This window comes from Streptomyces sp. NPDC031365, from assembly GCF_055569765.1.
The window spans coordinates 30,653-57,308 of the sequence record NZ_JBVIIM010000001.1 but is presented as its reverse complement, the minus strand read 5'-3'; the positions used below and the strand labels follow the sequence as shown (position 1 = coordinate 57,308).

The window sequence follows — 26,656 nt, the reverse complement described above, 5'->3', positions numbered from 1 at the left end:
GAACCACCCCGTCACCGTGACCCGTGGGAGACGTCAGCTCGTGAGCACCAGCTCCGAACTGATGGTCTCCCACAGCGCGTTGAACCACAGGTGCGACTGCTCCACGAACGTGGTGTCCCGCAGGCCGGACCCCTGTTCGAAGGCGAAGAGCATGGACCGAATGCCCTGGGCGTCGTACATCTCCAGACTCTCGTGGTCGATCTCCGCCTCGCTGCGGGCCACCGTGTAGTAGGCGAACAACGCCTCCACGTTGTTCAGCAGATACAGCTTCACCGGCGGGGTGAAGGGCAGCGCGCGGAACCGCACCCGCACATCGATGCCGTGCGTCGCGCGCAGGGCGTGCAGATTGTGACGGAGCACCTGGCCCTGGGCGTTGCGCATCGACAACCAGCGCTCGTGGACCGGTCCTTCGGCACCGTCGTGCCCCTCGACCGGCACCGGGAAGGCGAGGTCGATGTCCCGGCTCGGCAGCAGTACCCGGACGTCGACCCTGGCCGGTTTCAGTCGCCCCGCATGGATCTGGCGCAACGGCTCCCCCATCGCGAGGGTGAGGGAGATGGAGGTCAGGCAGACGGCGTCGATCTCGACGTGCTCGGCCTCGAAGGCCGCGGCGATCCTGGGCGCGAGGGCCACCGTGGTGGGCAGCGGCGGTGCCGCGGGGCCGGCCGGGGCCTCGGGGGGCCGGCCGGCGACGGTCGCCGGGGCACCCTTGGAGACGTTGGTGAGCAGCTGCTCGGACTGCAGAATGCGCAGCGCCCGGCGTATCGCGGGGCGCTCCACGCCGAACTCGGCGGCGAGCCGGGCCTGGGTGGGCATGCGCTCGCCCGGCCGCAGCGCACCGGTCCGGATCCGTGCGCGCAGCTCGTCGGCCACCTCACGATGGGTTCTCTGTGGCCGCTGTGGCTTCTTCCGCCCATTGACGGGGGCATGTTCCGGGTCCACAGCCGAACACTACAACTTCTCGCCATCTTCGGGCAGTTCGGCGAAGGGTGGTTATAAGCCTCTTCCAAGCGGAGATAACTAAGGAGAAGTTGGTCACCAACTCGTGCAACCTGGTCGACTCACAGAGGGGTTGGCCACCAGGGTGACGGTTGAGGGCCACGGACCAAGGGGGACCGCCATGCCGCTCATCGCCATCGTCCTCGCCGCCCTGGCCATCGGATTCGAACAGCTCATCCAATGGAAATACGGGCCGATGGGAATCATCGCCTTCGTCGCCCTCACCGTGGGCATCAAGGCACGGAACACCATGATCAGCGGCATCGGCGCGGTCATCCTCGTGATGCTGCTCGCCCAGTCCGGCTGACAGTACCGCACAGACCTCTGACCGGGCTCCCTTCCGGAGGGGAGCCGGGAGCCCGTCAGTAGGCACCACCGCACAACAACCACAACTGAACAGCTCGCTACGGATGAGTGCTCACCGTCGTCGGTGGAAGGAGGCAGCAGCAGGAGCGCGTACAGGGACAGCGCTCAGAAGATGTCCGGGCACCACGGTCGCCTGGACGTACGCAGCAGGGCGTCGGCCTGACGGGCGGCGCCCGCTCGTTCTTCCCGCACCCGGCCCAGTGCCGCCAGCCGAACCGCCGACTCGTCCCCCAGCCACAGCACCGCCAACTCGGCGACGTCCAGCGTCAGATCGGCGGCCTCGGTGGTCGGGACGCAGGACCCGGCTCCGTCCGCCGAAGCCTGAAGCCGGTACCGCCCGCCGGTCAGCCCGCCGCCGTCGGCCACCTCCAGCACCAGCGACCCCGCCGCCTGGTACGTCCGCGCCTCCAGCGCCCGTACGACGTCCAGGATCCGCACCCACAGCCAGTCCGCCTGTGTGGTCACGGCCGCGGCGCGCGGGTCCGGCAGGAAGTGCGGGAGCAGATCGTCGGGGGCCCGCCAGCCGCTCTTCACCTTCACCACCCAGTCCACCGAACACAGGTAGCGCCACAGCGCACGCTCGGCGGCCGGAGTCACCCCGATCAGCCACTTCACCTGCGCCGTGTTCAACGGCTGCTTGGCATCGCCCCAGTTGTCGTCCGCCGTGTAGGCGACCATGCCCTCGACCTCGCCGCCGGCCGAGCGGTACACCGCGTAGAACGGCTCGTGGAACGTCGGGTGGAAGCGCACGGCCCCGGTGGTGATCTTCCACCACAGCTCGTCCCGGCTCACCGCACCCGGCTGCTGCCGGCGCAGCCGCTCGTGCAGCCCGGGCCCCAGCTCGCGGACGTCCTCCGCGTCCACGAGATCGATCCGCCCGCCGTCCTCCGGTCCGGCCCACCGCGGGTCGAGACCGGCCCGCGGCACGTCGATCGTCCACTCGGTCGCCGAGGTGGCCGGGCCGAAGCCGTACCGTCCGTAGATCGGGTACTCGGCGGCGATCAGCGTCGCGACGGCGTCCCCGCGCTCCTTCGCGGCAGCCAGATCCCGGGCCATCATGCGGGTCAGCAGTCCGCGACGGCGATGCGTGGGGGCGACGGTGACGTTGGTGACCGCGTTGGACGGCACGGTCGCCCCGCCCGCCACCGTGAGCTCCTGCGCGAAGGAACGGAACGTGGCGACGCAGCGACCGCCGTCGAAGGCTCCCGCCGACCGGCCGGACGTGAACTGCACCCGGCGCGCCTCGATGATGTCCCCGGCGGAGGTGGGCTCCCGCAGGAAGCCGATGTTCAGGGCCCGGTTCCAGTCGGCGAACTCGGACTCGGTGACGGTGCGGACATCGATGTCGGTGCGGGAGGCCATGGGCTCACGGTAGGTCGGCCGCGCGGCGGGTGTCGACGAGGTTTTCCCCGGCCCCGGATGGCCCGGCTCAGGCGAGCAGGTCGTCGACCTGGGCCTCCCCCTCCCGGTACCGGCGCGCGATCTCCGCACTGCACTCGTCGGCCGTACGCTGCAGGCGATGCCGCCGCCGGGACACCTGCTGCTCGTAGCGCACGAGCCGCCCCATCGCGGTGTTCAGCTCCCCGTCCGTACGTGCCACCAGGTCGGACAACTCCACCTCCGCGAGCATCTCGGCCGCCAGTCGCCGGTACTCCTCACTCCGCGGCGTCCCCAGCGTCACATGGCGGGCGGAGGAACGGTGCCGGGCCGGACCGTCCCGCAGGATCTCCGACAGCCGCTCCACCACGGACGCGTCCCGCGCCGTGACGACGGAGGGAACACCCTTCGGTACGCGCCGGGCCAGCTCCGCCCGCAGGATGTCGATCCGCCCCTGGAGCAGCCGCCGCACATAACTGAGGTCGGCCTCGTCCCGCTGTGCGTCACGGCGCACCGCGCGCAGCTCCGGCAGACCGATCGCGGTCACGTCGGCTGCTCGCCCCTCCTCGGGCAGCACCGGACTGTCGGTGCGCTGTGTGGGCGGTCGGCAGAACTCCCGTTCCGCGGTTCCCGCTTGGGTCAACGGAACAGCCGCGGGCGGCTGTCCGACTCCCGGTGTGCTCATGTGCCTCAACCGTCCCCTCGACCGGCATGTGCCAGCATCGTGCCACCCCAAGCGGCCGCTATGTGAGCGAGTGTCCCCGATCCGCCCCAGATGGGCGCTAAGGAGTAAAAATAGCCCGACCGGGGGCAGGCGCGGGCCGCCGTCGTCCGGCTGTTCGCCGACCGGCATCATGGTCGTATGCGTGCAGTGGTGCAGAGGGTCGACGACGCGAGCGTCGTGGTGGACGGCGAGACGGTGGGCGCGATCGAGGGCGAGGGACTGTGCGTCCTCGTCGGCGTCACCCATGAGGACACCAAGGAGAAGGCGGCACAGCTCGCCCGCAAGCTCTGGTCGATCCGGATGCTCCAGGACGAGAAGTCGTGCAGCGACACCGGCGCCCCGCTCCTGGTGATCAGCCAGTTCACCCTTTACGGCGACGCCCGCAAGGGCCGCCGCCCCACCTGGAACGCCGCCGCCCCCGGCGACCTCGCCGAACCACTGGTCGACGAGGTGGTCGCGCGGCTGCGCGCCCTGGGCGCCACGGTGGCGACGGGCCGCTTCGGCGCACGGATGAGGGTGTCGCTGACCAACGACGGCCCGTTCACGGTCCTGCTGGAGATCTGAACCCGCGCCGCAGCACGTCCCCGCGCACCCGCACGGGTCGTACGGCTCAGGGCTCGACCACGGTCTCCTGGGCGGCGGCCGTGTCCCCCGCGATCAGCCGCGCGTCCACCGGCACGTTCCGCTTCACCAGCGCCAGCGCCACCGGCCCCAGCTCGTGATGCCGTGCGGACGTCGTGACGAACCCGATCTTCCGCCCGTCCGGACCGTCGTCCGCCAGCCGGATCCCGGTCCCCGGCGCGGGCAGATGCACCTCACTGCCGTCCAGGTGCAGGAACACCAGCCGCCGCGGCGGCTTGCCCAGGTTCTGCACCCGCGCGACCGTCTCCTGACCCCGGTAGCAGCCCTTCTGCAGATGCACGGCGCCACCGATCCAGCCCAGCTCGTGCGGGATGGTGCGGTGATCGGTCTCGAACCCGAGCCGCGGCCGCTGCTGCTCGACCCGCAGCGCCTCGTGCGCGAGCAGCCCGGCCGGCGGTCCCGCCTTCTGCGCGTACGACTCCAGCTCGCCCCGGGGCAGGAACACCTCCCGTCCGTACGGCGTCTCGCGGACGACGACGCCTTCCGGCACCTCCGTGATGGACCCGGCCGGCAGGTGCACCACCGCGATGTCGGCGGTGCGGTCGGTGACCTCGACCCGGTAGAAGAACTTCATCGACTCCAGATACGCGATCAGCGCTTCCTGGGTGCCGGGTTCGACGTGCGCCCAGACCGTCTCACCGTCGTCGACCAGGTAGAGCGCGTGCTCGATGTGGCCGTGGGCGGAGAGGATCAGGGCCTCGGTGGCCTGGTGCGGCGGCAGCTCGCTGACGTGCTGGGTGAGCAGCAGATGCAGCCAGCCGAGCCGCTCGGGCCCGGTGACGGTGACGACCCCGCGGTGGGACAGGTCGACGAAACCGGTGCCGTCGGCGAGGGCGCGCTGCTCGCGGAACAGGTCGCCGTAGTGGGCGGCCACGCCTTCGTCCACGCCCTCGGCGGGGACGGCGCCGGGCAGGGTCAGCAGGGGGCTCTTCATATGCCAAGCCTACGACTCTGCGGATGATGCCTTCCCGGCGCAGTCCGCACACCGGCCGAAGATCGCGAAGTGCTTCATGTCGGTGTCGAAACCGAACTGCTCACGCAGCTTGGCGGTGAAGTCGGCAGCGACTTCCACGTCCGCCTCGATGACGTCGGTGCAGTCGCGGCAGACCAGGTGCAGATGGTGGTGCCGGTCCGCGAGGTGGTAGGTCGGGGCGCCGTGACCGAGGTGGGCGTGGCTGACCAGGCCCAGTTCCTCCAGCAGCTCCAGCGTGCGGTAGACGGTGGAAATATTGACCCCCGACGCCGTCTTCCTCACTTCCACGAGGATGTCGTCGGGGGTCGCGTGCTCCAGGGTGTCCACGGCTTCGAGCACGAGTTGGCGCTGCGGCGTCAGCCGGTAGCCGCGCTGCCTGAGGTCGCTCTTCCAGTCGGTGCTCACCACACCACGAGTCTAGGCCGTGCGCGTGCGGGACCCCGAACGTCCGGGCGCGGGACTACTTGAAGAAGGCGATCCCGTCGTCCGGCATGTCGTCGGGCAGGGCCTTGGCCCAGCGCTCGACCTCCTCCGGGGTGACGACCTTCTTCAGGTGCGCCGACATGTAGGGCCGCAGCTCGACCTCGGGGGTCTGCTTCTCGCCGACCCACATCAGGTCGCTCTTGACGTAGCCGTACAGCCGCTTGCCGCCGCTGTAGGGGCCCGAGGCGGCGGTGCGGGCGACCGCGTCCGTGACCAGGTCGATCTGCGGCTTCTGGGCGGCCATCTCGCCGTACCAGATCTCGATGACGCCGTCGTCGCGGGTCATCGTCACCTCGACCTTGCGGTCGGCGTCGATCCGCCAGAAACCGTGCTCGGACTCCAGCGCCCTGACCTTGTTGCCGTCGCCGTCCAGCACCCACGTGTGGGAGCTGTACTCCAGGAAGTCCCGGCCGTCGTGGGTGAAGGTGACCTCCTGGCCGAAGTTGCACTTCTCGGCGCCGGGGAAGTCGTGCACGCCCACGCCCGCCCAGTCGCCGAGCAGGAAGGCGAGCGGGACGAGGTCCTTGTGCAGGTCGGACGGGATCTCGATCATGAGCGGAACTTCCTGGCGTCGGTGATCAGCGCTGGCCCTGGTACAGCTTCTTCACGGTCAGCCCGGCGAAGGCGAGAACGCCGACGGCGACCAGGACCAGCAGGGCTTCGAAGAAGATAACCACGGGGTGCTCCTTGAGCGGGGGTGCGGTGCATGTGCACGGGGCCGGCCCCCAGCTTACGCGGCCGGGGCCCGGCCCTCGGGGTGAGGTGGGTCCTCACCGCCGGTCAGCTCAGCGGCTGGCTCTGCAACGCCACCGTCTGCTGGAAGGGGACCGCCGCCGTGGTGCCCTTGCGGGACTGGACGATCAGGGCGACGACGTCACCGGTCGTCCTCGCGACTGGCCCAGTGGAAGCCGTTCTCGGCGCATGTGGACGCGCCCATGCTGCTCACCTGGCGGAACTGCGTCAGACAGACGGTAAACGCTGCCCGTCACGCCGGACCGCCAGGACACCTCCGCCGGGGCGCCTGCACGGCGGACTCGGTGTCCCCGGCCCCGACGGTTTCCGCGGGTCTGTCGGGATCTTCCACACCGTCCCCTCAGAAGTGAGGACGCGAACCGTTTCGCGTCTCACTGGAGACCCATATGTCACACCCGCAGTTGTGGGCGAGGTGATTACGATCCAGGCATGGCCAAGAAGCTTGTAATCAAGGTGACCGCCGGAACCGACGCCCCCGAACGCTGCTCCCAGGCGTTCACGGTGGCGGCGGTGGCCGCGGCCAGCGGTGTCGAGGTCTCCCTGTGGCTCACCGGGGAGTCCGCGTGGTTCGCCCTGCCGGACCGTGCCGCCGAGTTCGAACTGCCGCACGCCGCCCCGCTGCCCGACCTGCTGGACTCGATCCTGGCGGGCGGCCGGGTCACCCTGTGCACCCAGTGCGCGGCCCGGCGCGACATCACGGAGAAGGACGTCATCGAGGGCGTCCGCATCGCCGGCGCGCAGGTCTTCGTACAGGAGGCGATGACGGACGGCACCCAGGCGCTCGTCTACTGAGCGGCCGGCACCCGCAGACGGAACGGATGCCCGTCCCGCGTCTGACGGCCTGCGAGCGTCACGCGCGCCCCGTTCCTACCGGGGGCGCTTCCTGCCGTCCAGTTCGTCCCACCACTCGTCGGACTTCGGGTCACCGGAGGGGTCGTCCCACCAGCGGTCCTCGGGGCCGCGCCGGTTGGCGACCATCGCGGCGAGCGGCGGGATGACCATGGCGACCAGGCACATCGCCACGGCGGCGGACACCGACCAGAGCCGCACCACACCCCACGCCAGGACGAACAGCCCGATACAGGTTCCCATCATGACGAAATAGACATGCCGCCTGCGCGCGTACATACCTCCAGCCTAGGTCCGGACACACCGAAGGGCCGCCTCCCGGGCGTCCAACCCGTGGGATGCGGCCCTTCAGCCGTTCTCGTGTCCTCAGACCGCGATCGCGACCTCGGCCAGACCACCCTGCTGGGCGACGACCGTGCGGTCGGCGGTACCGCCGGGCACCAGGGCGCGCAGGGTCCAGGTGCCCTCCGCCGCGTAGAAGCGGAACTGTCCGGTGGCGGAGGTGGGGACCTCCGCGGTGAACTCACCGGTCGAGTCCAGCAGGCGGACGTAGCCCGTCACCGGCTCGCCGTCGCGGGTCACCTGCCCCTGGATGGTGGTCTCACCGGGCTTGATCGTCGAGGCGTCCGGGCCGCCGGCCTTCGCACCGCACATGTCTTACTCCTGAGGGGGTTCTGGAAAGGTCGGTGGGAGGACTACTTGCCGGCGCCGAGCTCGATCGGCACGCCGACGAGGGAGCCGTACTCGGTCCAGGAGCCGTCGTAGTTCTTGACGTTCTCCACACCGAGCAGCTCGTGCAGCACGAACCAGGTCAGCGCGGAGCGCTCGCCGATGCGGCACAGGGCGATGGTGTCCTTGGCCAGGTCGACCTGCTCGTCCTCGTAGAGCGCCTTGAGCTCGTCGTCGGACTTGAAGGTGCCGTCGTCGTTGGCGTTCTTGGACCACGGGATGTTGCGGGAGCTCGGCACGTGGCCGGGACGCTGCGACTGCTCCTGCGGCAGGTGGGCCGGAGCCAGCAGCTTGCCGGAGAACTCGTCGGGGGAACGCACGTCGACGATGTTCTGCGAACCGATCGCGGCGACCACGTCGTCGCGGAAGGCGCGGATGGACGCGTCCTGCGGCTTGGCCCGGTAGTCGGTCTTCGGGCGCTCCGGCACCTCGTCCCCGGGGACCAGCTCGCGGGCGTCCAGCTCCCACTTCTTGCGGCCGCCGTCGAGGAGCTTGACGGCCTCGTGGCCGTACAGCTTGAAGTACCAGTAGGCGTACGACGCGAACCAGTTGTTGTTGCCGCCGTAGAGAACGACCGTGTGGTCGTTGCCGATGCCCTTGTCCGACAGGAGCTTCTCGAAGCCCGCCTGGTCGACGAAGTCACGGCGGACCGGGTCCTGGAGGTCCTTCGTCCAGTCGATCCGGATGGCGTTCTTGATGTGGTTCTTCTCGTAGGCGGACGTGTCCTCGTCCACCTCGACGATGGCGATGGTCGGGTCGTCCAGGTGCTCCTGGAGCCAATCGGCGTCGACCAGGACGTCGCTGCGGCTCATGCTTTTCTCCTCCGGGGCAGTTGCGGCGGGGCGTGCGAATGAGAGGGGTGCGCACCCGGGGCGGGCCGGCGCACGGGCGCCCTCAGCAGGGCGGGGCGAGAGTGCGGACGTCGACGCGTCCGCTCAGAAAGTGCGACAGAGCATGGCGGCGACACGGCACAGGTCCACTGCCCGCCGCTTCGTGAGATCCGCCTGTCCCCGCGACTGGAGGACGCTTGTCTGACACCGCATGGGGTCGATCGTAAGGACGACAGGGCAGGCCTGTCACCGGCGTGTCGCATGGTGAGACGAGATCGTCCGTCATCCGGGATGACGTATCCCTGAGCGCCACACCCGACCGCTCCGGACCCCGGCCGCCCGCCACCCCATCTGCACTACGGACGCCTCCGTCTCGCCTGACGGACACGACCTCCGGCAAACCGCCCCTTACCCGACCAGACGGACGTCGGAGCCCTTCACCACGATGTCCACGCCGCTCTCGGCCGCCTCGACCCTGTCGAGCCTGATGCCGCCGGGCAGTCCGGAGATCTTCTGCTCGAAGTCGGTGATCCGCCGCACCCGCGACTCGGCGAGCGCGACCCCTCCGAACTCGGGCAGCGCGTCGGCCTTCACCCGCACCGTGTCCCCGTCCACGACCGTCACGGAGCTGAGCACCGCGACCGGCTCGGGCAGCTTGTTGCCGAGCACGGTGGCCTCCACCGCCACCTTGATCTTCCCGTTGCCGCCGTCGGAGAGGCCGATGACCTTGGCCGTGACACCGGGAGCCACCTGCGTGGGCTCGGACGCGGCCTTCTTCAGCAGTTCGCCGTAGGCGACGGTCGCCGTGCCGGTGGCGCTGTCGGCGACGGCGGAGCCGAAGTCGCTGGAGAACTCGACGCCCCTCATGTCGGCGCGCAGATCGCCGATACGGATCTTCTCGGCGCCGTCACCGGTGCCGGCCTCGTAGCCCTCGATGCCGACCTGCACCTCGTCGAGGGTGCCGCCGATCGCCTGCGTGAGGAAGGGGAAGCCCTTGATGGACACGTCGGGGGTGGTCGCGAGGTTCTCGTTCGCCTTCAGACGGTCCGCCGCCTCGCCCTCGGCGAGGTTGACCGCGACACGGTCCACGATCACGAAGATTCCGCCCAGTATCACAAGGACGATGAGCAGTATTCGCAGTGCGCGCATGCGGTGTTTCCCCCACCTGGGCTGTTGACGACGGCGTTCCCCGACGACCGGGTGGCCGTCCTGCGCGAGGGTAACTCGCGGGTATGTGTGGTCCGGAAGATTGTCGATCAGCTGTGACAGGGCACCGCACGGACGGGGCGGCGGGCGGCGCCCTCGGCGGCAGCGCCGCCGCACCCGCGCACGGGCGCTCCCACCGGCCGGCGAGAGAAGCAGAACCCGCTGCACACAACCTGGCAGCGGCAGCCCTCGAGGGACAGGGTGGGGCAACCGCGGCACGACGGCAGCCGCGTACGGCGTTCCGGTGTGGACGACGGTGGGCGCGGTGGCCCTCCGCGGCGGGAAGGGGACGGGGCGGGGTGGCCGCCCGCAGCGACTGACGCGTCCGCGTTTTCAGTCCCACCAGCCGGCCTGTTCCCGCGCCGGTCCGAGGAGGGCCCCGGCCCGGCCGCGCCCACCGCAGGCATGCACCCGCCCCCACCCGAGAGACGGGCGCGCCGCGGGCACACGGCCGGCGGCCGTCAGGCGACGACGCGGCCCAGCACGTACACCGCGGGCCCCGCCGCCGCCAGCGGCAGCGCGACACCCGCCGTGAAGTGCACGAACCGCGACGGATAGTCGTAGCTCGCGACCCGGTGACCGATCAGCGCGCAGACAGCCGCACCCGCACCGAGCACCGCACCCGGGACATCCGTCCCCGCGACCCCGAACCCCGCCCCGGCCGCCACCAGCAGCGCGACCGCCACGGACGCCGCGGTCGGCAGCGGCAGTGCCCGCGCCACCACGGCCGCCGCCACGGCAACCGCGCCCACGGTCACCGCATCCGCGTCCGCCGCCAGGTACCCGCCCGCCGCGATCGCCAGCGCCGCCGCGGCGACCGTCGCCATCAGTCCGTACATCCGCTCATCGGGATCCGCGTGCGACCGCAGCTGCAACACCAGCGACAGCAGCACCCACACCCCCAGCGTCCCCAGAATCGCCGCGGGCGACCGGTCCGACACCAGCAGCGCCGCATCCGCGACCAGCGCGCCCAGGAATCCCAGTGCGATCCCCTGCCGGGCCGGCCACATCCCGTTCAGCCGGAACCAGCCCGCCGCCGTGACCCCCTGCAGCACCACCAGCGGCACGAGCAGCGCGTAGGTACCCAGCGCCGCCCCACCCGCCAGCAGCAGCCCCAGCACCGCCGTGAGCAGCGCCGGCTGCATCCCGGGCTCGATGACCGGCGAGCGCCCTTCCGCCCGCGCCCGCTGGGCGTCGGTGACACGCGAGTTCCCGCCCAAGGTGGCCGGCCCGTAATCCTGCTCAGGCAGCGACGGTGTCTCCCCGGCAACGGGCACGGCCTCAGGCACGACCGCGGCCACCGGCGGCTGCACCCGCGTCTCCCACGTCTGCCCCTGCCACTGCTGGGTGTGCATGTGCTGCTGATCGGCGTACGGATCGTCGTACGCCTGCTGCTGTCCGGGCCAGACCTGCTGCTGCTGGTACGGCTCGTACGACTGAGAGGGCTCGTACGACTGATGCGGCTGCGGCTCATAGGACTGGTGCGGCTCATGAGACCCGTACGGCTGGTTCGTCATCGACACCCTCCTGCGAACGGCGGAAGCACCTCGACCGTGCCGCCGTCGGCCAGCCGTACCGCGTCGTGCGCGCGCTTGCCCACGGGATCACCGTCGACAAGGAACGAGCACCGCAGCAGGACGCGCGTCAGTTCGCCGGAGTGCCGTGCGCGCGCGGCGTCGAGCGCGTCGGCGAGCGTGTCCGCCTCGTACGCCTCCTCGGCCACCCCGGCCGCGGCCTTGGCGGCGGCCCAGTACCGCACCGTGACCTTTGCCATCTGCTGGTTCCTCAATCGGAAAATCGGTTGACGGTGAACACCGTCAGGCTAGCCCGCCCGGGCGACCACCCAGTCCCCGATCCGCCCCAGCAGCGGCTCCGGCGCCGCGTTCTCCGCGTGCCCCATGCCGGCCTCGACCCACAGCTCCCCGTGCTCCCCGGCGGCAGCCGCCAGCATCCGGGGGTGGTCGAGCGGAAAGTACCCGTCCTGGTCCCCGTGCACGATCAGCAGCGGGGTCGGCGCGATCCACGGTACGGCCTCGACCGGCGACAGCGGCACGGGATCCCACTGCCGGTGATGGATCCGCGTACGCAGTCCGTACCGCCCCACCAGTCGCCCGGAGGGCCGGGTCACGAGCCAGTGCAGCCGCCGCATGGGGGCGGTGCCCCGGTAGAACCACCGCGCGGGCGCACTCACGGACACCACGGCATCGGGCACGACGGCATCGGGCAGCACGGCATCGGACACCACGGCATCGGACACCACGGCATCGCCCCCCGCCTCACGGCTGATCGCGGCATGCCGCAGCACCACGGAGCCCCCCATGGAGAACCCGACGGTGGCCACCCGGGCATGTCCCAGCTCACGCGCCCACCCCACCGCCGCGGCGAGGTCGAGCACCTCCCGGTCCCCCACGGTCGACCGCCCGCCCGACGTCCCGTGCCCCCGGAAGGAGAACGTCACGACGCCGCCGTACCGCGAGAAGGCCCGCGCCACCCGCCGCACATGCGGACGGTCCGCGTCCCCGGTGAACCCGTGCGCGACCACGAACACGAGATCGCAGGAAGAACCGGTTCCCGGTTCGTATACGGAATCGATGGCCACACCGTCCGCGGTGCGCAAGAACGTCCGCAAAGGCCGATCACCGCGCGTTACCCCACGCGTCTCGGAATATGGACGAATGGCGGAACGATCGGTGGATCGCGCCACATGACCTGCCGGGCCGGTGCTCATGTCGGCTATTCTGCTGCGAAGAGGACTCGGGCAGTGAAGCCCCCGGGTCCTTTTGTGCTTTCGGAAGCGTTGTATACGAACGCGGGAAACCGCCGGTGTACGGGCCGTCGAACGCACGCAGCAAGCCGTAAACTCCCCCACCGCCTGAACGGCGTGGGAGGTGCCCCCATCGCAGGGACCGAGGAGGAACCAGACGTTATGGGCGAGCGAACCGTGCACGACCGCAGGACGGCCCCGAGCCAGGCAGCCGGGACCGGACGACCGGCCCGCATCCGAGCGGCCAGGATCCGAGTGACGCACATCCTGGCAGGTGAGGAGACACGATGAGTTCGCTGCTGCTCCTGACCAACGCGCTCCAGCCGTCGACGGAGGTGCTCCCCGCCCTCGGCCTGCTCCTGCACAACGTGCGGGTGGCCCCCGCGGAGGGCCCGGCCCTGGTCGACACCCCCGGCGCGGACGTCATCCTCGTCGACGGCCGCCGTGACCTCCCTCAGGTCCGCAGCCTGTGCCAGCTGCTGCGCTCCACCGGACCGGGCTGTCCGCTCGTCCTGGTGGTGACGGAGGGCGGCCTCGCCGCGGTGACCGCGGACTGGGGCATCGACGATGTGCTGCTGGACACCGCGGGCCCGGCCGAGGTCGAGGCACGCCTGCGCCTGGCCATGGGCCGCCAGCAGATCGTCAACGACGACTCCCCGATGGAGATCCGCAACGGCGACCTGTCCGTCGACGAGGCGACGTACGCCGCGAAGCTCAAGGGCCGGGTCCTCGACCTGACCTTCAAGGAGTTCGAACTCCTCAAATACCTCGCGCAGCACCCCGGCCGGGTCTTCACCCGCGCACAGCTGCTCCAGGAGGTGTGGGGCTACGACTACTTCGGCGGCACCCGCACGGTCGACGTGCACGTACGACGCCTGCGCGCCAAGCTCGGCCCCGAGCACGAGTCGCTGATCGGCACCGTCCGGAACGTCGGTTATCGATTCGTTACGCCCGAAAAGGTGGAGCGCGCCGCCGACGAGGCGAAGGCCAGGAGCGACCGGCAAAAGCCCTCGGATACGGACGAGACGACCGCGGGGAAGTCCGCCGGAGCGTCCTCGCGGGCGTGACGGGCGCACGCATGAGCGTTGCGTTCGCGCATACGAGCCGTTTCCGTGCTGTTCGGAACCCCGTTCACGCCCTGCCCGGACCGGATATATCCGCGTAGACTCCGCGCGTGGCCAAGGTAACCAGGGATGATGTGGCACGGCTGGCGGGTACGTCCACCGCCGTCGTCAGCTATGTCATCAACAACGGACCCCGGCCGGTCGCCCCGGCCACGCGCGAGCGCGTCCTCGCCGCGATCAAGGAGCTGGGGTACCGGCCCGACCGAGTCGCCCAGGCGATGGCGTCACGGCGTACGGACCTCATAGGTCTGATCGTGCCGGACGCGCGCCAGCCCTTCTTCGGGGAGATGGCGCACGCGGTCGAACAGGCCGCGTCCGAGCGCGGAAAAATGGTGCTCGTCGGGAACTCCGACTACATCGGGGAGCGCGAGGTCCACTATCTACGCGCCTTCCTCGGCATGCGCGTCTCCGGGCTGATCCTGGTCAGCCACGCGCTGAACGACCTGGCCGCCGCAGAGATCGAGGCGTGGGACGCCCGGGTCGTCCTGCTGCACGAGCGGCCGGAGGCGATCGACGACGTCGCGGTCGTCACGGACGACCTCGGCGGAGCCCGGCTCGCCGTGCGCCACCTGCTGGAGCACGGGAACGCGTACGTCGCCTGTGTCGGCGGCACGGCGGACACCCCGGCCGTCGGCGACCCGGTCTCGGACCACGTCGAGGGCTGGCGGCGCGCGATGGAGGAGGCCGGCATACCGACGGAGGGCCGCCTCTTCGAGGCCCCGTACAACCGCTACGACGCCTACCGCATCGGCCTGGACATCCTCTCCGGCCCCGACCGCCCGCCGGCGGTCTTCTGCTCCACCGACGACCAGGCGATCGGCATCCTGCGCGCCGCGCGTGAGCTGCGCATCGACGTGCCGGGTGAGCTGGCGGTCGCCGGGTTCGACAACATCAAGGAGGCGGCCCTCGCCGACCCGCCCCTGACCACCGTGGCCTCCGACCGTCCGGCGATGGCCCGCTCGGCGGTCGACCTGGTCCTCGACGACGGCCTGCGGGTGGCGGGCTCACGCCGCGAACGCCTGAAGGTGTTCCCCTCGCGTCTGGTGACACGTCAGTCCTGCGGCTGCGCGTAGCCGGACCACCCGTGACCCGCCGCCCCTGAACGCCCCCGCGGCGGTCTTTATATCGGGCATACGCGGTTCTGTCGGACTTCTCAGCAAGCACTCAGGATGCTCTCATCGTCGGGCGCGAGGCTCAGGAGCATGACCGAGAGCCCCCGCCCGAGCGGCGCGTACGAGAGCAGCCCGCACCAGGTGAACCCCGAGTGGCCGCCCCCGCCGGCGTACACGCCGACGCCCGCGCACCCCTCGGCCGCGACGCCGGCCCCGACGCCGGGGCGGAAGCGCACCCGCGGCCCCGCCACCCTGCTCGCCGCCGTAGCGATCGTCGCTGCGGCCGTCGGCGGCGGCACCGCCTACGGCGTACAGGAGCTCACCGGCAGCGACACGGTCGCCTCCTCCGGCTCCACCAGCACCAACGTCGTCCCGTCGAGCCAGAAGGGCACGGTGTCCGGCGTCGCCGCGGCGGTCCGCCCGAGCATCGTCGAGATCAAGGCCGCCACCGACGCCGGCTCGTCGACCGGCTCGGGCGTGATCATCTCCGGCGACGGTGAGATCATCACCAACAGCCACGTCGTCGCCGGGGCATCCTCGATCAAGGTGCGCACCGACGACGGCACGGCGTACACCGCGAAGCTCGTCGGCACCGACAGCAAGAAGGACCTGGCGCTGATCAAGCTCGAGAACGCCTCGGGCCTGAAGGCGGCGACCCTCGGCGACTCCGACGGCGTGCGGGTCGGCGACCAGGTCGTGGCGATCGGCTCCCCCGAGGGCCTGACCGGCACGGTGACCAGCGGCATCGTCTCCGCCCTCGACCGGGACGTGACCGTCTCGACGGACGAGAGCCAGGGGCAGCAGCGGGGGCGGCAGGGCGGCGGCTGGCCGTTCGAGTACGGCGGCCGGCAGTTCAACGGCGACACGGGCGGCTCGACCACCACCTACAAGGCGATCCAGACCGACGCCTCCCTGAACCCCGGCAACTCCGGCGGCGCGCTGATCGGCATGAACGGCACCATCATCGGCATCAACTCCGCGATGTACGCGCCGAGCGGCGCGGGCTCCTCCGCCGCGGGCAGTGTGGGCCTGGGCTTCGCCATCCCGGTCGACACGGTCAAGGCGGACCTGCCGGACCTGCGGTCCGGCGCGACGAACTGACGCGCCACCCGGGAAACGTGGGACGCTGAAAGCCCGAAACGACACCTGAGGCCCCGCAGCGGCGCCCACCCGGCCGCGCTCCCGTCGCAGACAGAGGAACCCGACACCCGATGAGCCCCGCCCCCGCAGAAGGCGACCGTGCCCCCCAGCGCATCCTGATCGTCGACGACGAGCCGGCGGTACGCGAAGCGCTCCAGCGCAGCCTGGCCTTCGAGGGGTACGCCACCGAGGTCGCCGTCGACGGCGTGGACGCCCTGGAGAAGACGGCGGCGTACCGGCCGGACCTGCTGGTCCTCGACATCCAGATGCCGCGCATGGACGGCCTCACCGCCGCCCGCCGCATCCGCGCCACCGGCGACACCACGCCCATCCTGATGCTGACGGCCCGCGACACCGTCGGCGACCGGGTGACGGGGCTGGACGCGGGGGCCGACGACTACCTGGTCAAACCGTTCGAGCTGGACGAGCTGTTCGCCCGTATCCGCGCGCTGCTGCGCCGCATCTCGTACGCGGCGGCGGTGGCCGCCTCGGCCGAGTCGGACGACGTGCTCACCTTCGCCGACCTGCGCATGAACCTGGCCACGCGGGAGGTCGCACGCGGCGGACGCCCGGTGGAGCTGACCCGCACGGAGTTCACCCTGCTGGAGATGTTCATGGCCCACCCGCGCCAGGTGCTCACGCGTGAGCAGATCCTGAAGGCGGTCTGGGGCTTCGACTTCGAGCCGTCGTCCAACTCGCTCGACGTGTACGTCATGTACCTGCGCCGCAAGACCGAGGCGGGCGGCGAACCGCGTCTGGTGCACACGGTGCGAGGGGTGGGGTACGTGCTGCGGCAGGGGGGCGCGGAGTGACAGGTCTGGTCCGCCGTTTCCGCTCGCTCCCCATCCGGGCGCGTTTGTCCCTGCTGGTGGCGGCGGCGGTGGCGTTCGCCGTGGCGGCGGTCTCCGTGACCTGCTGGTTCATCGTGCAGGGCAAACTGTACGACGAGATCGACGACGATCTGGAGGCGTCGGTACTCACCCTCCAGCGGGAGGAGTTCGAGCAGCTCACCGACACCTGTGTCCGGGAACCGTCCGACACGGGCACCATCACCCCGCGCAGCAAGCAGTACGCCCAGTTGGTCCGCGCGGACGGCCGGGTGTGCGTCCTGCCCTATTCGGAGGCCGCGATCGATGTCACCGGCGGTGACAGGGAGGTGGCCGCGCGACCGGACCCCGAGAAGGGTGTCTTCCGCGACGGCACCGACAGCAACGGCGAGCGGGTACGGGTGCTGACGACGGCCGTCGTCGTCAAGACCGGTCCACTGAGCCGGGCCGTGGTCCAGGACCACGCCTTCGTCGCCGCCGTGCCGCTCAGCAACACCCGGTCCACGCTCAACGAACTGGCCCTGCTCCTGCTCCTCGTCTCCGGTGTCGGTGTGCTCGGCTCGGCCGCCGCCGGTCTCGCCGTCGCCCGCGCGGGACTGCGCCCCGTCGACAAACTCACCGAGGCCGTCGAACACGTGGCCCGCACCGAGGACCTGGGCATCCGCATCCCCGTGGAGGACGACTCCGAGGACGAGATCGCCCGCCTCTCCCGTTCCTTCAACTCCATGACGTCCGCCCTCGCCAGCTCCCGCGACCTGCAGCAGCAGCTCATCGCGGACGCCGGTCACGAGCTGCGCACCCCGCTCACCTCCCTGCGTACCAACATCGAACTCCTCACCCGCAGCGAGGAGACGGGACGCCCGCTGCCCGCCGAGGACCGCAAGGCCCTGCTCGCCTCGGTCAAGGCACAGATGACGGAACTGGCCGCCCTCATCGGCGACCTGCAGGAACTGTCCCGTCCGGACACCGGCCCGCACGCGGACCGCACCCGGATCGTCGCGTGGCAGGACGCCGTCGACTCGGCCCTGCGCCGCGTCCGTCTGCGCGGCCCGGAACTGACGATCACGGCGGACGTGCACCCCTGGTACGTACGGGCGGAACCCGCGGCCCTGGAACGGGCGGTGGTCAACGTCCTCGACAACGCGGTGAAGTTCAGCCCGTCCGGCGGCATGGTCGAGGTCCGCCTCACCGACGGTGTCCTCACCGTCCGCGACCACGGCCCCGGCATCCCCGCCGACGAACTCCCCCACGTCTTCGACCGCTTCTGGCGCTCACCCGGCGCCCGAGCCCTGCCCGGCTCCGGCCTCGGCCTGTCCATCGTGGCCCGCACGGTCCAGCAGGCGGGCGGTGAAGTGACCCTGACCCCGGCCGACGGCACCGGCACCACGGCCACCATTCGCCTCCCGGGCGCCCCGACCCCACCACCCGACGTGCCGTAGCCAGGCGTCCGCCCGTTCCCGGAGCGGCCGACGGTTCGGGCCCCGCCCGTGTGAGGTGTGTGGCACCGTGGGGGCATGTCGACACCACCGGACGGGTTGCCCGAGTACCGCGTACTGACCGGACCCGACGACGCCGCGTTCTGCCGGCGGGTCAGCGAGGCCCTGGAGATGGGGTACAGGCTGCACGAAGGGCCCGCCGTCACCTTTGACGGGGAGCGGGTGATCGTCGCACAGGCGGTCGTGTGGATGGGATAGGGGACCGAGCGTGCGCGAGGGGCCGGTACGGGACGGCGAAGCGTCCCGTACCGGCCCCTCGGTGGCGCGTTACTGCACGATCGTGATGCGGTCCGCCGCCGGCGGGGCGAGCGGGGTGGTGGCCGAGGAGTTGGCTGTCAGGTACTGCTCCAGGGCCGTCAGGTCGTCCTCGCCGACCAGGTCGTCGGTGCCCTGACCGAGGGTCGGGAAGCCGTCGCCGCCGCCCGCGAGGAAGCTGTTCGTCGCGACGCGGTAGGTGGCGGTCGGGTCGATCGCGGAACCGTTGAGCTCGATGGAGTCCGTGACGACGCGGTCCGCACCCGACATGGTCAGGTCCAGGGTGTAGGTCAGGCCCGAGGAGATCTGGAGGATCTTAGGAGCCGCCTCGTTCGGGCCGCTGACCTGCTCCTTCAGCGCCTGGATCAGCTGGGCGCCGGTGAAGTCCTGAAGGTTGACCGTGTTGGCGAACGGTTGGACCGTGAAGCCCTCCGCGAAGGTGACCACGCCGTCGCCCTCGCTCCCACTGGCCGCGTGGGTGAGGGAGGCGCGGATCCCGCCCGGGTTCATCAGGGCCAGGTCGGTCTCCGGGTCCAGCGTCTTGCCGTACGCCAGTTGCGCGTCGGCGATCAGGTCACCGAGCGGGGACTCCGTGCCGTCGCGCACGATGTCGCCGGAGATGTAGCCGATCGGGCGGTTGCCGATGGGGGCGGCGAGGGTGTTCCACCGGTCGATCAGGCGCGTCATGTCGGGCGCCTTGGGGACGTCCCGGGTGACGACGTGGTTCGCCGACTTCACGGCCGTACGGGCGATGTCACCCGTCCAGCGGTCGTACGTCAGCGTGGTGTCCGTGTACAGGCGGCCGAAGGACGCGGCCGAGGTGACCGTACGCGGCTTGCCCGACGGATCCGGGATGGTGCAGGCGTACGCCGCGTGGGTGTGGCCGGTGACCAGCGCGTCCACGTCCGGCGTGACGTTCTTGGCGATGTCCGCGATCGGGCCCGAGATGCCGTCGCCGGCGCCCGGGGAGTCGCAGTCGTAGTTGTAGGCGGACGAGGCCGGGAAGCCGCCCTCGTGGATGAGGGCCACGATGGACTTCACGCCCTTGCGGCGCAGCTCCTTGGCGTACGTGTTGATCGTCTCGACCTCGTCCTCGAAGGACAGGCCCTTCACGCCCTCCGCCGAGACGATGTCCGGGGTGCCCTCGAGGGTCACGCCGATGAAGCCGACCTTGACGCCCTTCTGCTTCCACACCCAGTACGGCTTGAGAACGGGCTTCTCGGTCTTCTCGTTCAGGACGTTCGCCGCCAGGTACGGGAAGTCGGCGCCCTTGAACTCCTTGTCCGTGTAGCAGCCGTCGACCGGGTGGCAGCCGCCGTTCTGGAGGCGGCCCAGCTCGACGGCGCCCTCGTCGAACTCGTGGTTGCCGACCGACGTGACGTCCAGGTCGAGCCTGTTCAGCGCCTCGATGGTGGGCTCGTCGTGGAAGAGGCCCGAGATCAGGGGGGACGCGCCGACCATGTCGCCGCCGGCGGCGGTGATGGAGTAGCGGTTGCCCTTGCGGGCCTCACGCAGGTGCGTGGCGAGGTACTCCACACCGCCCGCGTCGATCGTCTTCGTCGTGCCGTCCGGCTGGAGTTCGGTGACCCGGCCGGAAGAGCCCGCCGGGGGCTCCAGGTTGCCGTGCAGGTCGTTGAAGGACAGCAGCTGGACGTCCTGGTAGCGGCCGTGGTGGCCGTGCCGCTGGTTCTCGCTTCCGCGGTTCTCGTCCGCGCTCGCCGACCCGGGCAGGGCCGCGGCGGCCAGCGCACCGGCGGTGAGCACACCGGCGGCGGTCGCGAGAAGTCGGTTCGTACGGCGTCTGCGGCGCTGGTGGTGCGCCGGGGATGTGGCTGGCATGCGCCCCCCTGAGGGTACGAGTGGGTACCGGCGCAGCCTAGAGTCAACGCGCGTAGCGCGACAGGCCATTCAGGGTTACATCCTGGTGTAACTTCGATCGACACCGTTGTCGTCCGTTTTGCGCCACCCTTCCGCGCGGTCCCTTTACTCTCGTACGCATGACCAGCGACGACTTCGCACGGCCCGGCCGCCCCCGTTCCCTCCAGACCCACGCCGCGCTCTCCCCCGAGCTGACCGAGGCGGTGCTCGCCCTGCTCGCGGAGGCCGCCCGGACCGACGGCCAGCAGGCGGTGTCAGAACAGGGGCGGCTGCAACTGCGCGGCGGGGAGCGGGAGGGCGTCTCGCACCTGCTCCTGTTCGTCGACGACGTGCTCGTCGGATACGCCCAGTTGGAGGACACCGATCCGGTGGAGCCGCCGGCCGCCGAACTGGTCGTGCACCCCTCCCACCGGGGCCACGGGCACGGGCGGGCCCTCGGGAACGCGCTGCTCGCCGCCTCCGGGAAGCGGCTGCGGGTGTGGGCGCACGGCGGTCACTCCGCCGCCCGCCATCTGGCGCAGGTGCTCGGGCTGACGCTGTTCCGGGAACTGCGCCAGATGCGGCGGCCGTTGGCCGGGCTCGGCACGCTCGAACCGGTGCTGCCGGAGGGCGTGCGCGTCCGTACGTTCGTGCCCGGTCAGGACGACGCGGCCTGGCTCGCGGTGAACGCCGCCGCCTTCGCCCACCACCCCGAGCAGGGCTCACTCACCCAGCGCGACCTCGACGACCGCAAGGCCGAGCCGTGGTTCGACCCCGAGGGCTTCTTCCTCGCCGAGGCCGAGGCCGAGAACGGGGACGGGGACGGGGCCGAGAACGGGGACGGGGACGGGGCCGAGAACGGGGACGGGGACGGGGCCGAGAACGGGGACGGGGACGGTGGCCGGCTCGTCGGCTTCCACTGGACCAAGGTGCACGAGGCGGAAGGGCTCGGCGAGGTGTACGTCCTCGGCGTGAGCCCCGATGCCCAGGGCGGCGGCCTCGGCAAGTCCCTCACCACGATCGGCCTGCGGTATCTGGCGGACAGGGGACTGCCGACGGCCATGCTCTACGTCGACGCCGACAACAAGGCCGCGGTGTCCGTCTACGAGCGGCTGGGCTTCGTCACGCACGAGACGGATCTGATGTACCGGACGGAGACGTAGGCCTGCGAAGCGTGTAGCGCCGTACCGGCTCCGCGGCGCACACCGCGCCCGCCAGCAGCACGGCGCACAGCAGCACCGCCCAGCGGTCGTGGGCGGCCGCCCACCGCCCGTCGTCCGGGGTCGTGAACATGGCCCAGTGCGGGGGGCACAGCAGCGGCGCCAGGATCGCCGAGGCGAGCACGAACCCGGCGACGGCCTGCCCCGGCCGGGTGCTGCCCCCGCGGCGGACCGCCAGCGCCGACCCGGTCAGGGCGAGCGCCAGGACCGTCGCCGCCTCGACCGTGATGCCGGCGACGGGAGGACGTACCGGCTCCGGAACCAGGAGCAGGGCCGCCGTCCACCACAGGGTGGCGACCGGGGTCATCAGGGCGAGGCGCAGGCCGTGGCGGAGGGCGCGCCGGGCGGGGACGGCGGCCGTGGTGTGCCGGGCCGGGTCGTCCAGCAGGAAGGCCGCCCCCAGCGCGAAGGCCACGGCGGACGCCCGCAGCGCGGTCAGGGCCGACCAGCCGGTCGACTCGTCGCCCGTCAGCCTCGGGATCGCGGCGAGCAGCAGGCCCAGACCGGCGGCCGCCGCGATCATCCGCCAGGGCATGGTCCGCGCGACCGGCCGGAGCAGAACCGCTCCCACCGACCGTCCGGCCACGGGCCGTCCGGCTACCGGCCCTTTGGCCGCGGGCCCTCCGGTCACGGATCCGCCGCTCACAGACACGTGTCCTCCCCCTTCGGCGTCTCCAGGCCCAGTACCTGCGCCACCCGGGCCGTCGTCACCTTCGGGGCCGTCAGCTCGGCCCAGTGGTCCTTCACCCTGGCGGCGGCCTCGTCCCGGGGCAGTTTCAGCAGTTCGCGCACCACTTCCGTGTGCGCGGTGGTCATCTCCAGCGGCTCCGTCTGCGAGATGACGATCGCCCCACCCGTGTCACTGTCGTCCAGACGCACCCGCCGCAGGTCCGCCACCGGGTCGGGGCGGTCGGCGAGCGCCAGCCACATCACGGTGACGATCCGCCCGTCACACGTCCCGGCCAGCGCCTCCTCCTTCCCCGTGACCAGGACACCGGCGACGGCGACGGCGAACTCGGGGACCCGGTTGCCGCCCCAGGCCGTGCCGACGGTCACCTCGCCCGGACGGGCGGACGGGGCGAGCGCCGCGTCACCGTCCAGTCCGTACCGCGCGTCGATCCGCTGCCGTACGGCGAGCGGCCGGTCCTCGGCACCGCCTCCCGCGTGGGAGCGCACGTCCTCCACGATCTCCGCCCAGTCGCCGGTGCGCGGGCCCCACTCGGGGAAGGCGCAGTACGTCGTGGCGTCCCGTTCGACACACGTGTACGTCTTCTCGGGGGCGACCGTGGCCCGCGTGCGCGCCTCGGCCGTCTCCTCCGGCAGGTCCCGGGACTGCCCCACCGCACCGACCAGGGTCAGTGCCACCGCTCCGGCGACGCCCGCCTGTACGGTCCGCAGCCGGGCGCCCCCGGAGATCAGGACCGCCAGCAGTGCCACGGTCAGGGCGGCGCCGGCGAGGTAGAGGGCGTGCCAGGCGGCGGGGCGGCCGAGCAGGTCGGAGGGGAGGGTGGCGAGGCTGTTCTCGCCGACCACCGGTACCAGCCACCGCGTCCAGCCCTCGTTGTCGGGCCCCGTCGTGAGCGAGAAGAAGAGGAGGAAGAAGACGATCAGCAGCGGGGCGGCGAGGGGCGCGGCCAGCAGCCGGGCCAGCAGCACGCCGAACCCGCCGAGCAGCAGCACGGACAGCGGTCCGACGAGGAGTTCGGCCGGTGAGCCGTGCCCGACGGCGCCCGGCTTGAGCGCCTCCCAGGTGAACTGGCCGGCCACGCACAGCGCGACGAGCAGCGCCACCGGCACGACGGACAGCAGATGCGCGACCGTGCGGCGCCACGGCTGGACCACCAGCACGGCGAAGTGCCGGTCGGTGTGGTACCGGCGGGAGCGCAGCACGGTGTGGTGGACGCTCAGCAGCACCGCGAGGCCGACGAGCACGGGCCCGCCCTGGGTGGCCCGGTCGACGTCCTGCAGCGCGGGGTAGCCGTCGTACGAGTCGTGGGTGCGCCAGGCGGTCCAGGCGAGGTAGACCGCGAAGGCGGCGAGGACCGGCACCCGCAGCAGGAGTCTGCGGGTCTCGAAGCCGGCCAGGGTGAACACGGCGGCCCAGGAGGCACGGCGTTCGACCGTCACCGCGGCCGGGGACGTCTCGGTCAGCGTGGTCATGCCGTCACCTCCGTGCCCGCGCCGTCGAGGGTGAGCAGGTAGCCGTCCTCCAGGGTGGGTTCGAGCAGGTCGGCGCCGGTGGGCGGGTCGCCCACGTTGCGGAAGGCGCCCAGTCCGGTGCGCCATCCGGCCTTGGCGCCCGGGTCGCGCTCGGCGCTGCTCCACACCCGGCCCGCGGCCCGGGCGGTCAGCTCGGCGGGGGTGCCGTCGAAGCGGACAGCGCCCTCGGTCAGCACCACCACCCGGTGGCAGAGCATCGCCACGTCCTCGGTCTGGTGCGTGGACAGCAGCACCGTACGGCCCTCTCCGGCGCGTGCGATCAGCTCCCGGAAGCGCATGCGCTGTTCGGGGTCCAGTCCGACGGTGGGCTCGTCGAGGACGACGAACTCGGGGTCGCCGACGAGCGCGGCCGCCAGCGCCACCCGCTGCCGCATCCCGCCGGAGAGCTTCTTGATGCGTTTGCCGCGCACGTCACCGAGGCCGACCTCGTCGAGCACCCGCCGCACCTCACGGTGCCGGGCGGTGCGGTCGGTGAGCTCCTTGAGGATCGCCACGTAGTCGACGAACTCGAAGGAGGTGAAGTCGGGGTGGAAGCCGGGGGTCTGCGGCAGATAGCCGAGGTGGCGCCGGACCTCCTGTCGGCCGCGCGAGGTGCCGGGGTCATGGCCGAGCACGGTGAAGGCACCGCGGTCGGCGGGTACGGCGGTGGCGAGGACCCGCAGCAGCGTGGTCTTGCCCGCGCCGTTGGGCCCGAGCAGCCCAGTGACGCCGGCCGACAACCGCAGGGACACGTCGTCGAGGGCGCGGGTGCGGCCGTAGTGGAGGCTCAGCCCGGAGGCGGAGACGGTGGCGGTCATACGGAACTCCGTACAGGTAGGGGAGGGCGGGGCGGCCGGGCACCGGGCGCGGTTCCCCGGCGGGAACGAGTCGGGTTGGCCGGACCGCGTTGTCCTGGCTGGCAGCAGATGCGGGTGGCCGGGACGCGTTGTCCTGGCCGGACAGAAGTCGTGGGCGGACGCGACGCATCACCCCGGCCGGGCAGGAGCCGGGCGGTCAGGACGCGTTGTCCTGGCCGGACAGAAGTCGTGGGCGGACGCGACGCATCACCCCGGCCGGACAGAAGTCGGGCGGTCAGGACGCGTTGTCCTGGCCGGGCGGAAGTCGTGGGCGGACGGGACGCATCACCCCGGCCGGACAGAAGTCGTGGGCGGACGGGACGCATCACCCCGGCCGGGCAGAAGTCGTGGGCGGGCGGATGGCGTTGATCCGGTGGGCAGGGGCCGGGCGCCGGCCACCGTGTCCCGGCCGGGTAGGCATCAGGGGTGTTCAGGCCGCGTTCCCCCGGCTGAGGTCGAAGCGGTCGCGGAGCAGGACGAGCAGCCCGGCGGCGAGTACGGCGACCACCGCCGACACACCCTGACCGGCCGCGGTGAACGGGGCGAGCGGGCCGTCCTCGCCGGCCCGGGCCACGTCCGCCATGAGCAGCAGCGCGACCCAGCCGCCACCTACGAGGGACGGCGCGAGCACCGGGCCCAGCCGGGCCGTGAGCGCGAGGGCGGTCGCGGTGAGGGCGAGGGCGGGCAGCAGCCAGGCCAGGGCGCGCAGTCCGTACCCGGGCAGGGCGAGGGTGGCCAGCCCGTTGAGGCCGAGACCGGCACCGAGTACCGCCACCGTGCGGACCATCAGCAACCGGAAGCCGTGCATCGGGGCGACGACCGCCATCTCGTACGTCGGGTCCAGCCGGGGCCCGTACGACAGCGCGACCCCGGCGAGGGGCAGCAGCGGTGCGAGGGCGAGGAAGAGGGTGGGGTTACCGGTGGCGTCCTGGCCGGCGGCGACCGTCACGGTGAGCAGGAGGACGGCGATCAGCGCGCCGAGCCAGGAGCGGCGCAGTGCCGGGGTGGCCGCGAGCAGCCGTGCGGTGTGGTCGGCGACGCCGAGCCGCAGGAGCAGGGACTCCAGCAACCCGGGCCGGGGCGCGTCGAGTTCGGCGTCCAGGCGTGCCCAGCCGGCGTCGAGGGCGGCGGGGTCGCAGGCGTCGGCGAGGACGGCCCGGCAGTGGTCGCATGCGGTGAGGTGGGTGTCGGCGGACCAGAGCATGGGTGCTTCCAAGTCGCCCCGGGCATAGGCCCGCAAGTCTTCCGCCGGTACGTGCCAGCCCGTTGTCGCGTCCGTCATGCCAGCGCCTCCCGGAGTTGCCTGCGGGCCCGCATCGCCCGTGTCTTGACCGTGCCCGGCGGAATGCCGAGCAGGACGGCGGCCTCACGGGTGGTCAGCCCGTCGACGACCGTGGCCTGGAGCACCGCGCGCAGCTCCGGCGACAGCCGGACCAGGGCACCGGCGAGGTCCCCGTGCTCCACCCCCGCGAGCACGCGTTCCTCCGCCGACGCCTCGTCACGGTGCCGCAGCCGGGCGAGGGTCCCCCGCAGCCGGCCGCGCGCGCCGGCACCGCGCAGGGCGTCGACCAGCCGGCGCGAGGCGATCCGCCACAGCCACCCGGCGGCGTCCGCGCCCGCCGCGCCCTCGGTGTGCTCCCGGTATCGGGCCGTGCCGCGCCACACCGCGAGGAACGTCTCCTGGACGACGTCGTCGACGATGCCCGCGTCGGCGCACCGGCCGCGCATCCGGGCGGTCAGCCACGGCGCGTACCGCCGGTACAGCTCCTCGAAGGCGCGGCGGTCACCGTCCGCCGCGACGGCGCGCAGCAGTTCCCCGTCGCTTCTCGTTTCGCTCACGTCTCCTCATCGGCCGAGCCCCGCCGATCGGTTCA

Annotated in this window: 30 protein-coding genes; 10 read left to right on the top strand and 20 right to left on the bottom strand. The window is 71.7% G+C overall.

What is annotated here, in order from left to right; translation table 11 throughout:
- Positions 1-33 precede the first annotated feature (33 nt).
- Positions 34-942, bottom strand: coding sequence for a winged helix-turn-helix domain-containing protein (locus tag ACZ5C2_RS00300; RefSeq protein ID WP_468784907.1), 909 nt, complete (start codon positions 940-942; stop codon positions 34-36).
- Positions 943-1,120: 178 nt separating this feature from the next.
- Between ACZ5C2_RS00300 and ACZ5C2_RS00295 the strand changes: the two genes are divergently transcribed.
- On the top strand, positions 1,121-1,306 hold the full coding sequence (locus ACZ5C2_RS00295) for a hypothetical protein (RefSeq protein ID WP_125505585.1): 186 nt from the start codon (positions 1,121-1,123) through the stop codon (positions 1,304-1,306).
- 164 nt (positions 1,307-1,470) lie between these two features.
- Here ACZ5C2_RS00295 and ACZ5C2_RS00290 read toward each other — a convergent pair whose 3' ends face one another.
- Both ACZ5C2_RS00290 and ACZ5C2_RS00285 read right to left on the bottom strand, forming a co-directional pair.
- Positions 1,471-2,727 (bottom strand): GNAT family N-acetyltransferase, encoded by a 1,257-nt coding sequence (locus ACZ5C2_RS00290; protein WP_468784904.1) that lies wholly within the window; start codon positions 2,725-2,727, stop codon positions 1,471-1,473.
- Positions 2,728-2,794: 67 nt separating this feature from the next.
- A complete protein-coding gene (locus ACZ5C2_RS00285; RefSeq protein WP_468784902.1) occupies positions 2,795-3,427 on the bottom strand; it encodes an RsiG family protein in 633 nt (210 codons plus the stop codon).
- A gap of 177 nt (positions 3,428-3,604) precedes the next feature.
- Here ACZ5C2_RS00285 and dtd point away from each other — a divergent pair, with 177 nt between their 5' ends.
- Entirely contained in the window at positions 3,605-4,030 is a 426-nt protein-coding gene (gene dtd / locus ACZ5C2_RS00280) for a D-aminoacyl-tRNA deacylase (protein WP_468784900.1), read from the top strand.
- 46 nt (positions 4,031-4,076) lie between these two features.
- On the opposite strand, the gene ygfZ is transcribed toward dtd, so the two are convergent.
- The 3 genes from ygfZ to ACZ5C2_RS00265 are packed head-to-tail and all read right to left on the bottom strand — an operon-like array spanning position 4,077 to position 6,117.
- The gene (gene ygfZ, locus ACZ5C2_RS00275; protein WP_468784898.1) at positions 4,077-5,042 is read right to left on the bottom strand and encodes a CAF17-like 4Fe-4S cluster assembly/insertion protein YgfZ; all 966 of its coding nucleotides are present in this window, start codon (positions 5,040-5,042) and stop codon (positions 4,077-4,079) included.
- 9 nt (positions 5,043-5,051) lie between these two features.
- Positions 5,052-5,489, bottom strand: a complete 438-nt coding sequence (locus ACZ5C2_RS00270) for a Fur family transcriptional regulator (protein ID WP_468784896.1) — start codon at positions 5,487-5,489, stop codon at positions 5,052-5,054.
- Positions 5,490-5,541: 52 nt separating this feature from the next.
- Positions 5,542-6,117 carry a heme-binding beta-barrel domain-containing protein gene (locus tag ACZ5C2_RS00265; protein WP_468784894.1) on the bottom strand — a complete coding sequence of 192 codons (576 nt, stop codon included), beginning with the start codon at positions 6,115-6,117 and terminating at the stop codon, positions 5,542-5,544.
- Between the two features lie 629 nt (positions 6,118-6,746).
- On the opposite strand from ACZ5C2_RS00265, the gene ACZ5C2_RS00260 reads away from it, so the two are divergent.
- Positions 6,747-7,109 carry a DsrE family protein gene (locus tag ACZ5C2_RS00260; protein WP_468784892.1) on the top strand — a complete coding sequence of 121 codons (363 nt, stop codon included), beginning with the start codon at positions 6,747-6,749 and terminating at the stop codon, positions 7,107-7,109.
- A 75-nt stretch (positions 7,110-7,184) separates the two neighbouring features.
- Here ACZ5C2_RS00260 and ACZ5C2_RS00255 read toward each other — a convergent pair whose 3' ends face one another.
- The 8 genes from ACZ5C2_RS00255 to ACZ5C2_RS00220 form a co-directional block, all read right to left on the bottom strand.
- Positions 7,185-7,445 carry a DUF3099 domain-containing protein gene (locus ACZ5C2_RS00255; protein WP_468784890.1) on the bottom strand — a complete coding sequence of 87 codons (261 nt, stop codon included), beginning with the start codon at positions 7,443-7,445 and terminating at the stop codon, positions 7,185-7,187.
- A gap of 87 nt (positions 7,446-7,532) precedes the next feature.
- On the bottom strand, positions 7,533-7,820 hold the full coding sequence (locus tag ACZ5C2_RS00250; protein WP_006348354.1) for a DUF1416 domain-containing protein: 288 nt from the start codon (positions 7,818-7,820) through the stop codon (positions 7,533-7,535).
- 41 nt (positions 7,821-7,861) lie between these two features.
- Entirely contained in the window at positions 7,862-8,707 is an 846-nt protein-coding gene (locus ACZ5C2_RS00245; protein ID WP_468784888.1) for a sulfurtransferase, read from the bottom strand.
- Between the two features lie 123 nt (positions 8,708-8,830).
- A complete protein-coding gene (locus ACZ5C2_RS00240) occupies positions 8,831-8,938 on the bottom strand; it encodes a putative leader peptide (protein ID WP_468784886.1) in 108 nt (35 codons plus the stop codon).
- Between the two features lie 195 nt (positions 8,939-9,133).
- Entirely contained in the window at positions 9,134-9,874 is a 741-nt protein-coding gene (locus tag ACZ5C2_RS00235; RefSeq protein ID WP_468784884.1) for an LmeA family phospholipid-binding protein, read from the bottom strand.
- Positions 9,875-10,392: 518 nt separating this feature from the next.
- Positions 10,393-11,448 (bottom strand): hypothetical protein, encoded by a 1,056-nt coding sequence (locus tag ACZ5C2_RS00230; RefSeq protein WP_468784882.1) that lies wholly within the window; start codon positions 11,446-11,448, stop codon positions 10,393-10,395.
- Positions 11,445-11,705 carry a MoaD/ThiS family protein gene (locus tag ACZ5C2_RS00225; RefSeq protein ID WP_468784880.1) on the bottom strand — a complete coding sequence of 87 codons (261 nt, stop codon included), beginning with the start codon at positions 11,703-11,705 and terminating at the stop codon, positions 11,445-11,447. The genes ACZ5C2_RS00230 and ACZ5C2_RS00225 overlap by 4 nt, the downstream gene beginning before the upstream one ends.
- Before the next feature lie 48 nt (positions 11,706-11,753).
- Positions 11,754-12,659: an alpha/beta hydrolase gene (locus ACZ5C2_RS00220; protein WP_468784878.1), complete on the bottom strand. Its 906-nt coding sequence runs from the start codon at positions 12,657-12,659 to the stop codon at positions 11,754-11,756.
- Positions 12,660-12,982: 323 nt separating this feature from the next.
- Between ACZ5C2_RS00220 and ACZ5C2_RS00215 the strand changes: the two genes are divergently transcribed.
- The 6 genes from ACZ5C2_RS00215 to ACZ5C2_RS00190 all read left to right on the top strand — a co-directional run bounded on the left by ACZ5C2_RS00215 (position 12,983) and on the right by ACZ5C2_RS00190 (position 18,592).
- Positions 12,983-13,762, top strand: coding sequence for a response regulator transcription factor (locus tag ACZ5C2_RS00215; protein WP_468784876.1), 780 nt, complete (start codon positions 12,983-12,985; stop codon positions 13,760-13,762).
- Positions 13,763-13,869: 107 nt separating this feature from the next.
- The gene (locus tag ACZ5C2_RS00210; RefSeq protein ID WP_468784874.1) at positions 13,870-14,892 is read left to right on the top strand and encodes a LacI family DNA-binding transcriptional regulator; all 1,023 of its coding nucleotides are present in this window, start codon (positions 13,870-13,872) and stop codon (positions 14,890-14,892) included.
- Positions 14,893-15,021: 129 nt separating this feature from the next.
- On the top strand, positions 15,022-16,032 hold the full coding sequence (locus ACZ5C2_RS00205; RefSeq protein ID WP_468784872.1) for a S1C family serine protease: 1,011 nt from the start codon (positions 15,022-15,024) through the stop codon (positions 16,030-16,032).
- A 110-nt stretch (positions 16,033-16,142) separates the two neighbouring features.
- Positions 16,143-16,883: a response regulator transcription factor gene (locus ACZ5C2_RS00200; RefSeq protein WP_468784870.1), complete on the top strand. Its 741-nt coding sequence runs from the start codon at positions 16,143-16,145 to the stop codon at positions 16,881-16,883.
- Positions 16,880-18,337: a sensor histidine kinase gene (locus ACZ5C2_RS00195; protein WP_468784868.1), complete on the top strand. Its 1,458-nt coding sequence runs from the start codon at positions 16,880-16,882 to the stop codon at positions 18,335-18,337. Before ACZ5C2_RS00200 ends, ACZ5C2_RS00195 begins: the two co-directional genes overlap by 4 nt.
- A gap of 75 nt (positions 18,338-18,412) precedes the next feature.
- Positions 18,413-18,592 (top strand): DUF1737 domain-containing protein, encoded by a 180-nt coding sequence (locus tag ACZ5C2_RS00190; RefSeq protein ID WP_468784866.1) that lies wholly within the window; start codon positions 18,413-18,415, stop codon positions 18,590-18,592.
- Between the two features lie 69 nt (positions 18,593-18,661).
- On the opposite strand, the gene ACZ5C2_RS00185 is transcribed toward ACZ5C2_RS00190, so the two are convergent.
- The gene (locus tag ACZ5C2_RS00185; RefSeq protein WP_468784864.1) at positions 18,662-20,488 is read right to left on the bottom strand and encodes a bifunctional metallophosphatase/5'-nucleotidase; all 1,827 of its coding nucleotides are present in this window, start codon (positions 20,486-20,488) and stop codon (positions 18,662-18,664) included.
- 158 nt (positions 20,489-20,646) lie between these two features.
- Between ACZ5C2_RS00185 and mshD the strand changes: the two genes are divergently transcribed.
- Positions 20,647-21,669 carry a mycothiol synthase gene (gene mshD, locus ACZ5C2_RS00180; RefSeq protein ID WP_468784862.1) on the top strand — a complete coding sequence of 341 codons (1,023 nt, stop codon included), beginning with the start codon at positions 20,647-20,649 and terminating at the stop codon, positions 21,667-21,669.
- On the opposite strand, the gene ACZ5C2_RS00175 is transcribed toward mshD, so the two are convergent.
- The 5 genes from ACZ5C2_RS00175 to ACZ5C2_RS00155 form a co-directional block, all read right to left on the bottom strand.
- Positions 21,629-22,372 carry an ABC transporter gene (locus tag ACZ5C2_RS00175; protein WP_468784860.1) on the bottom strand — a complete coding sequence of 248 codons (744 nt, stop codon included), beginning with the start codon at positions 22,370-22,372 and terminating at the stop codon, positions 21,629-21,631. The two genes, mshD and ACZ5C2_RS00175, sit on opposite strands and share 41 nt — an antisense overlap.
- Entirely contained in the window at positions 22,369-23,886 is a 1,518-nt protein-coding gene (locus tag ACZ5C2_RS00170; protein ID WP_468784858.1) for an ABC transporter permease, read from the bottom strand. The genes ACZ5C2_RS00175 and ACZ5C2_RS00170 overlap by 4 nt, the downstream gene beginning before the upstream one ends.
- Positions 23,883-24,743 (bottom strand): ABC transporter ATP-binding protein, encoded by an 861-nt coding sequence (locus ACZ5C2_RS00165; protein ID WP_468784856.1) that lies wholly within the window; start codon positions 24,741-24,743, stop codon positions 23,883-23,885. Before ACZ5C2_RS00165 ends, ACZ5C2_RS00170 begins: the two co-directional genes overlap by 4 nt.
- 469 nt (positions 24,744-25,212) lie before the next feature.
- Complete coding sequence (locus ACZ5C2_RS00160) at positions 25,213-26,064, bottom strand: zf-HC2 domain-containing protein (protein ID WP_468784854.1); 852 nt, start codon at positions 26,062-26,064, stop codon at positions 25,213-25,215.
- Entirely contained in the window at positions 26,061-26,621 is a 561-nt protein-coding gene (locus ACZ5C2_RS00155) for an RNA polymerase sigma factor (protein ID WP_468784852.1), read from the bottom strand. Before ACZ5C2_RS00155 ends, ACZ5C2_RS00160 begins: the two co-directional genes overlap by 4 nt.
- Between the last annotated feature and the right edge of the window lie 35 nt (positions 26,622-26,656).

Excerpts from the sequence above, each read along its gene's own strand:
- ACZ5C2_RS00190 (WP_468784866.1), top strand. The coding sequence starts at position 18,413 with ATGTCGACACCACCGGACGGGTTGCCCGAGTACCGCGTACTGACCGGA.
- ACZ5C2_RS00185 (WP_468784864.1), bottom strand. The coding sequence starts at position 20,488 with ATGCCAGCCACATCCCCGGCGCACCACCAGCGCCGCAGACGCCGTACG.
- ACZ5C2_RS00285 (WP_468784902.1), bottom strand. The coding sequence starts at position 3,427 with ATGAGCACACCGGGAGTCGGACAGCCGCCCGCGGCTGTTCCGTTGACC.
- ACZ5C2_RS00225 (WP_468784880.1), bottom strand. The coding sequence starts at position 11,705 with ATGGCAAAGGTCACGGTGCGGTACTGGGCCGCCGCCAAGGCCGCGGCC.
- ACZ5C2_RS00215 (WP_468784876.1), top strand. The coding sequence starts at position 12,983 with ATGAGTTCGCTGCTGCTCCTGACCAACGCGCTCCAGCCGTCGACGGAG.
- mshD (WP_468784862.1), top strand. The coding sequence starts at position 20,647 with ATGACCAGCGACGACTTCGCACGGCCCGGCCGCCCCCGTTCCCTCCAG.
- ACZ5C2_RS00230 (WP_468784882.1), bottom strand. The coding sequence starts at position 11,448 with ATGACGAACCAGCCGTACGGGTCTCATGAGCCGCACCAGTCCTATGAG.
- ACZ5C2_RS00160 (WP_468784854.1), bottom strand. The coding sequence starts at position 26,064 with ATGACGGACGCGACAACGGGCTGGCACGTACCGGCGGAAGACTTGCGG.
- ACZ5C2_RS00240 (WP_468784886.1), bottom strand. The coding sequence starts at position 8,938 with ATGCGGTGTCAGACAAGCGTCCTCCAGTCGCGGGGACAGGCGGATCTC.
- ACZ5C2_RS00255 (WP_468784890.1), bottom strand. The coding sequence starts at position 7,445 with ATGTACGCGCGCAGGCGGCATGTCTATTTCGTCATGATGGGAACCTGT.
- ACZ5C2_RS00220 (WP_468784878.1), bottom strand. The coding sequence starts at position 12,659 with ATGAGCACCGGCCCGGCAGGTCATGTGGCGCGATCCACCGATCGTTCC.
- ACZ5C2_RS00170 (WP_468784858.1), bottom strand. The coding sequence starts at position 23,886 with ATGACCACGCTGACCGAGACGTCCCCGGCCGCGGTGACGGTCGAACGC.
- ACZ5C2_RS00265 (WP_468784894.1), bottom strand. The coding sequence starts at position 6,117 with ATGATCGAGATCCCGTCCGACCTGCACAAGGACCTCGTCCCGCTCGCC.
- ygfZ (WP_468784898.1), bottom strand. The coding sequence starts at position 5,042 with ATGAAGAGCCCCCTGCTGACCCTGCCCGGCGCCGTCCCCGCCGAGGGC.
- ACZ5C2_RS00165 (WP_468784856.1), bottom strand. The coding sequence starts at position 24,743 with ATGACCGCCACCGTCTCCGCCTCCGGGCTGAGCCTCCACTACGGCCGC.
- ACZ5C2_RS00245 (WP_468784888.1), bottom strand. The coding sequence starts at position 8,707 with ATGAGCCGCAGCGACGTCCTGGTCGACGCCGATTGGCTCCAGGAGCAC.
- ACZ5C2_RS00235 (WP_468784884.1), bottom strand. The coding sequence starts at position 9,874 with ATGCGCGCACTGCGAATACTGCTCATCGTCCTTGTGATACTGGGCGGA.
- dtd (WP_468784900.1), top strand. The coding sequence starts at position 3,605 with ATGCGTGCAGTGGTGCAGAGGGTCGACGACGCGAGCGTCGTGGTGGAC.
- ACZ5C2_RS00290 (WP_468784904.1), bottom strand. The coding sequence starts at position 2,727 with ATGGCCTCCCGCACCGACATCGATGTCCGCACCGTCACCGAGTCCGAG.
- ACZ5C2_RS00260 (WP_468784892.1), top strand. The coding sequence starts at position 6,747 with ATGGCCAAGAAGCTTGTAATCAAGGTGACCGCCGGAACCGACGCCCCC.
- ACZ5C2_RS00250 (WP_006348354.1), bottom strand. The coding sequence starts at position 7,820 with ATGTGCGGTGCGAAGGCCGGCGGCCCGGACGCCTCGACGATCAAGCCC.
- ACZ5C2_RS00205 (WP_468784872.1), top strand. The coding sequence starts at position 15,022 with ATGACCGAGAGCCCCCGCCCGAGCGGCGCGTACGAGAGCAGCCCGCAC.
- ACZ5C2_RS00295 (WP_125505585.1), top strand. The coding sequence starts at position 1,121 with ATGCCGCTCATCGCCATCGTCCTCGCCGCCCTGGCCATCGGATTCGAA.
- ACZ5C2_RS00200 (WP_468784870.1), top strand. The coding sequence starts at position 16,143 with ATGAGCCCCGCCCCCGCAGAAGGCGACCGTGCCCCCCAGCGCATCCTG.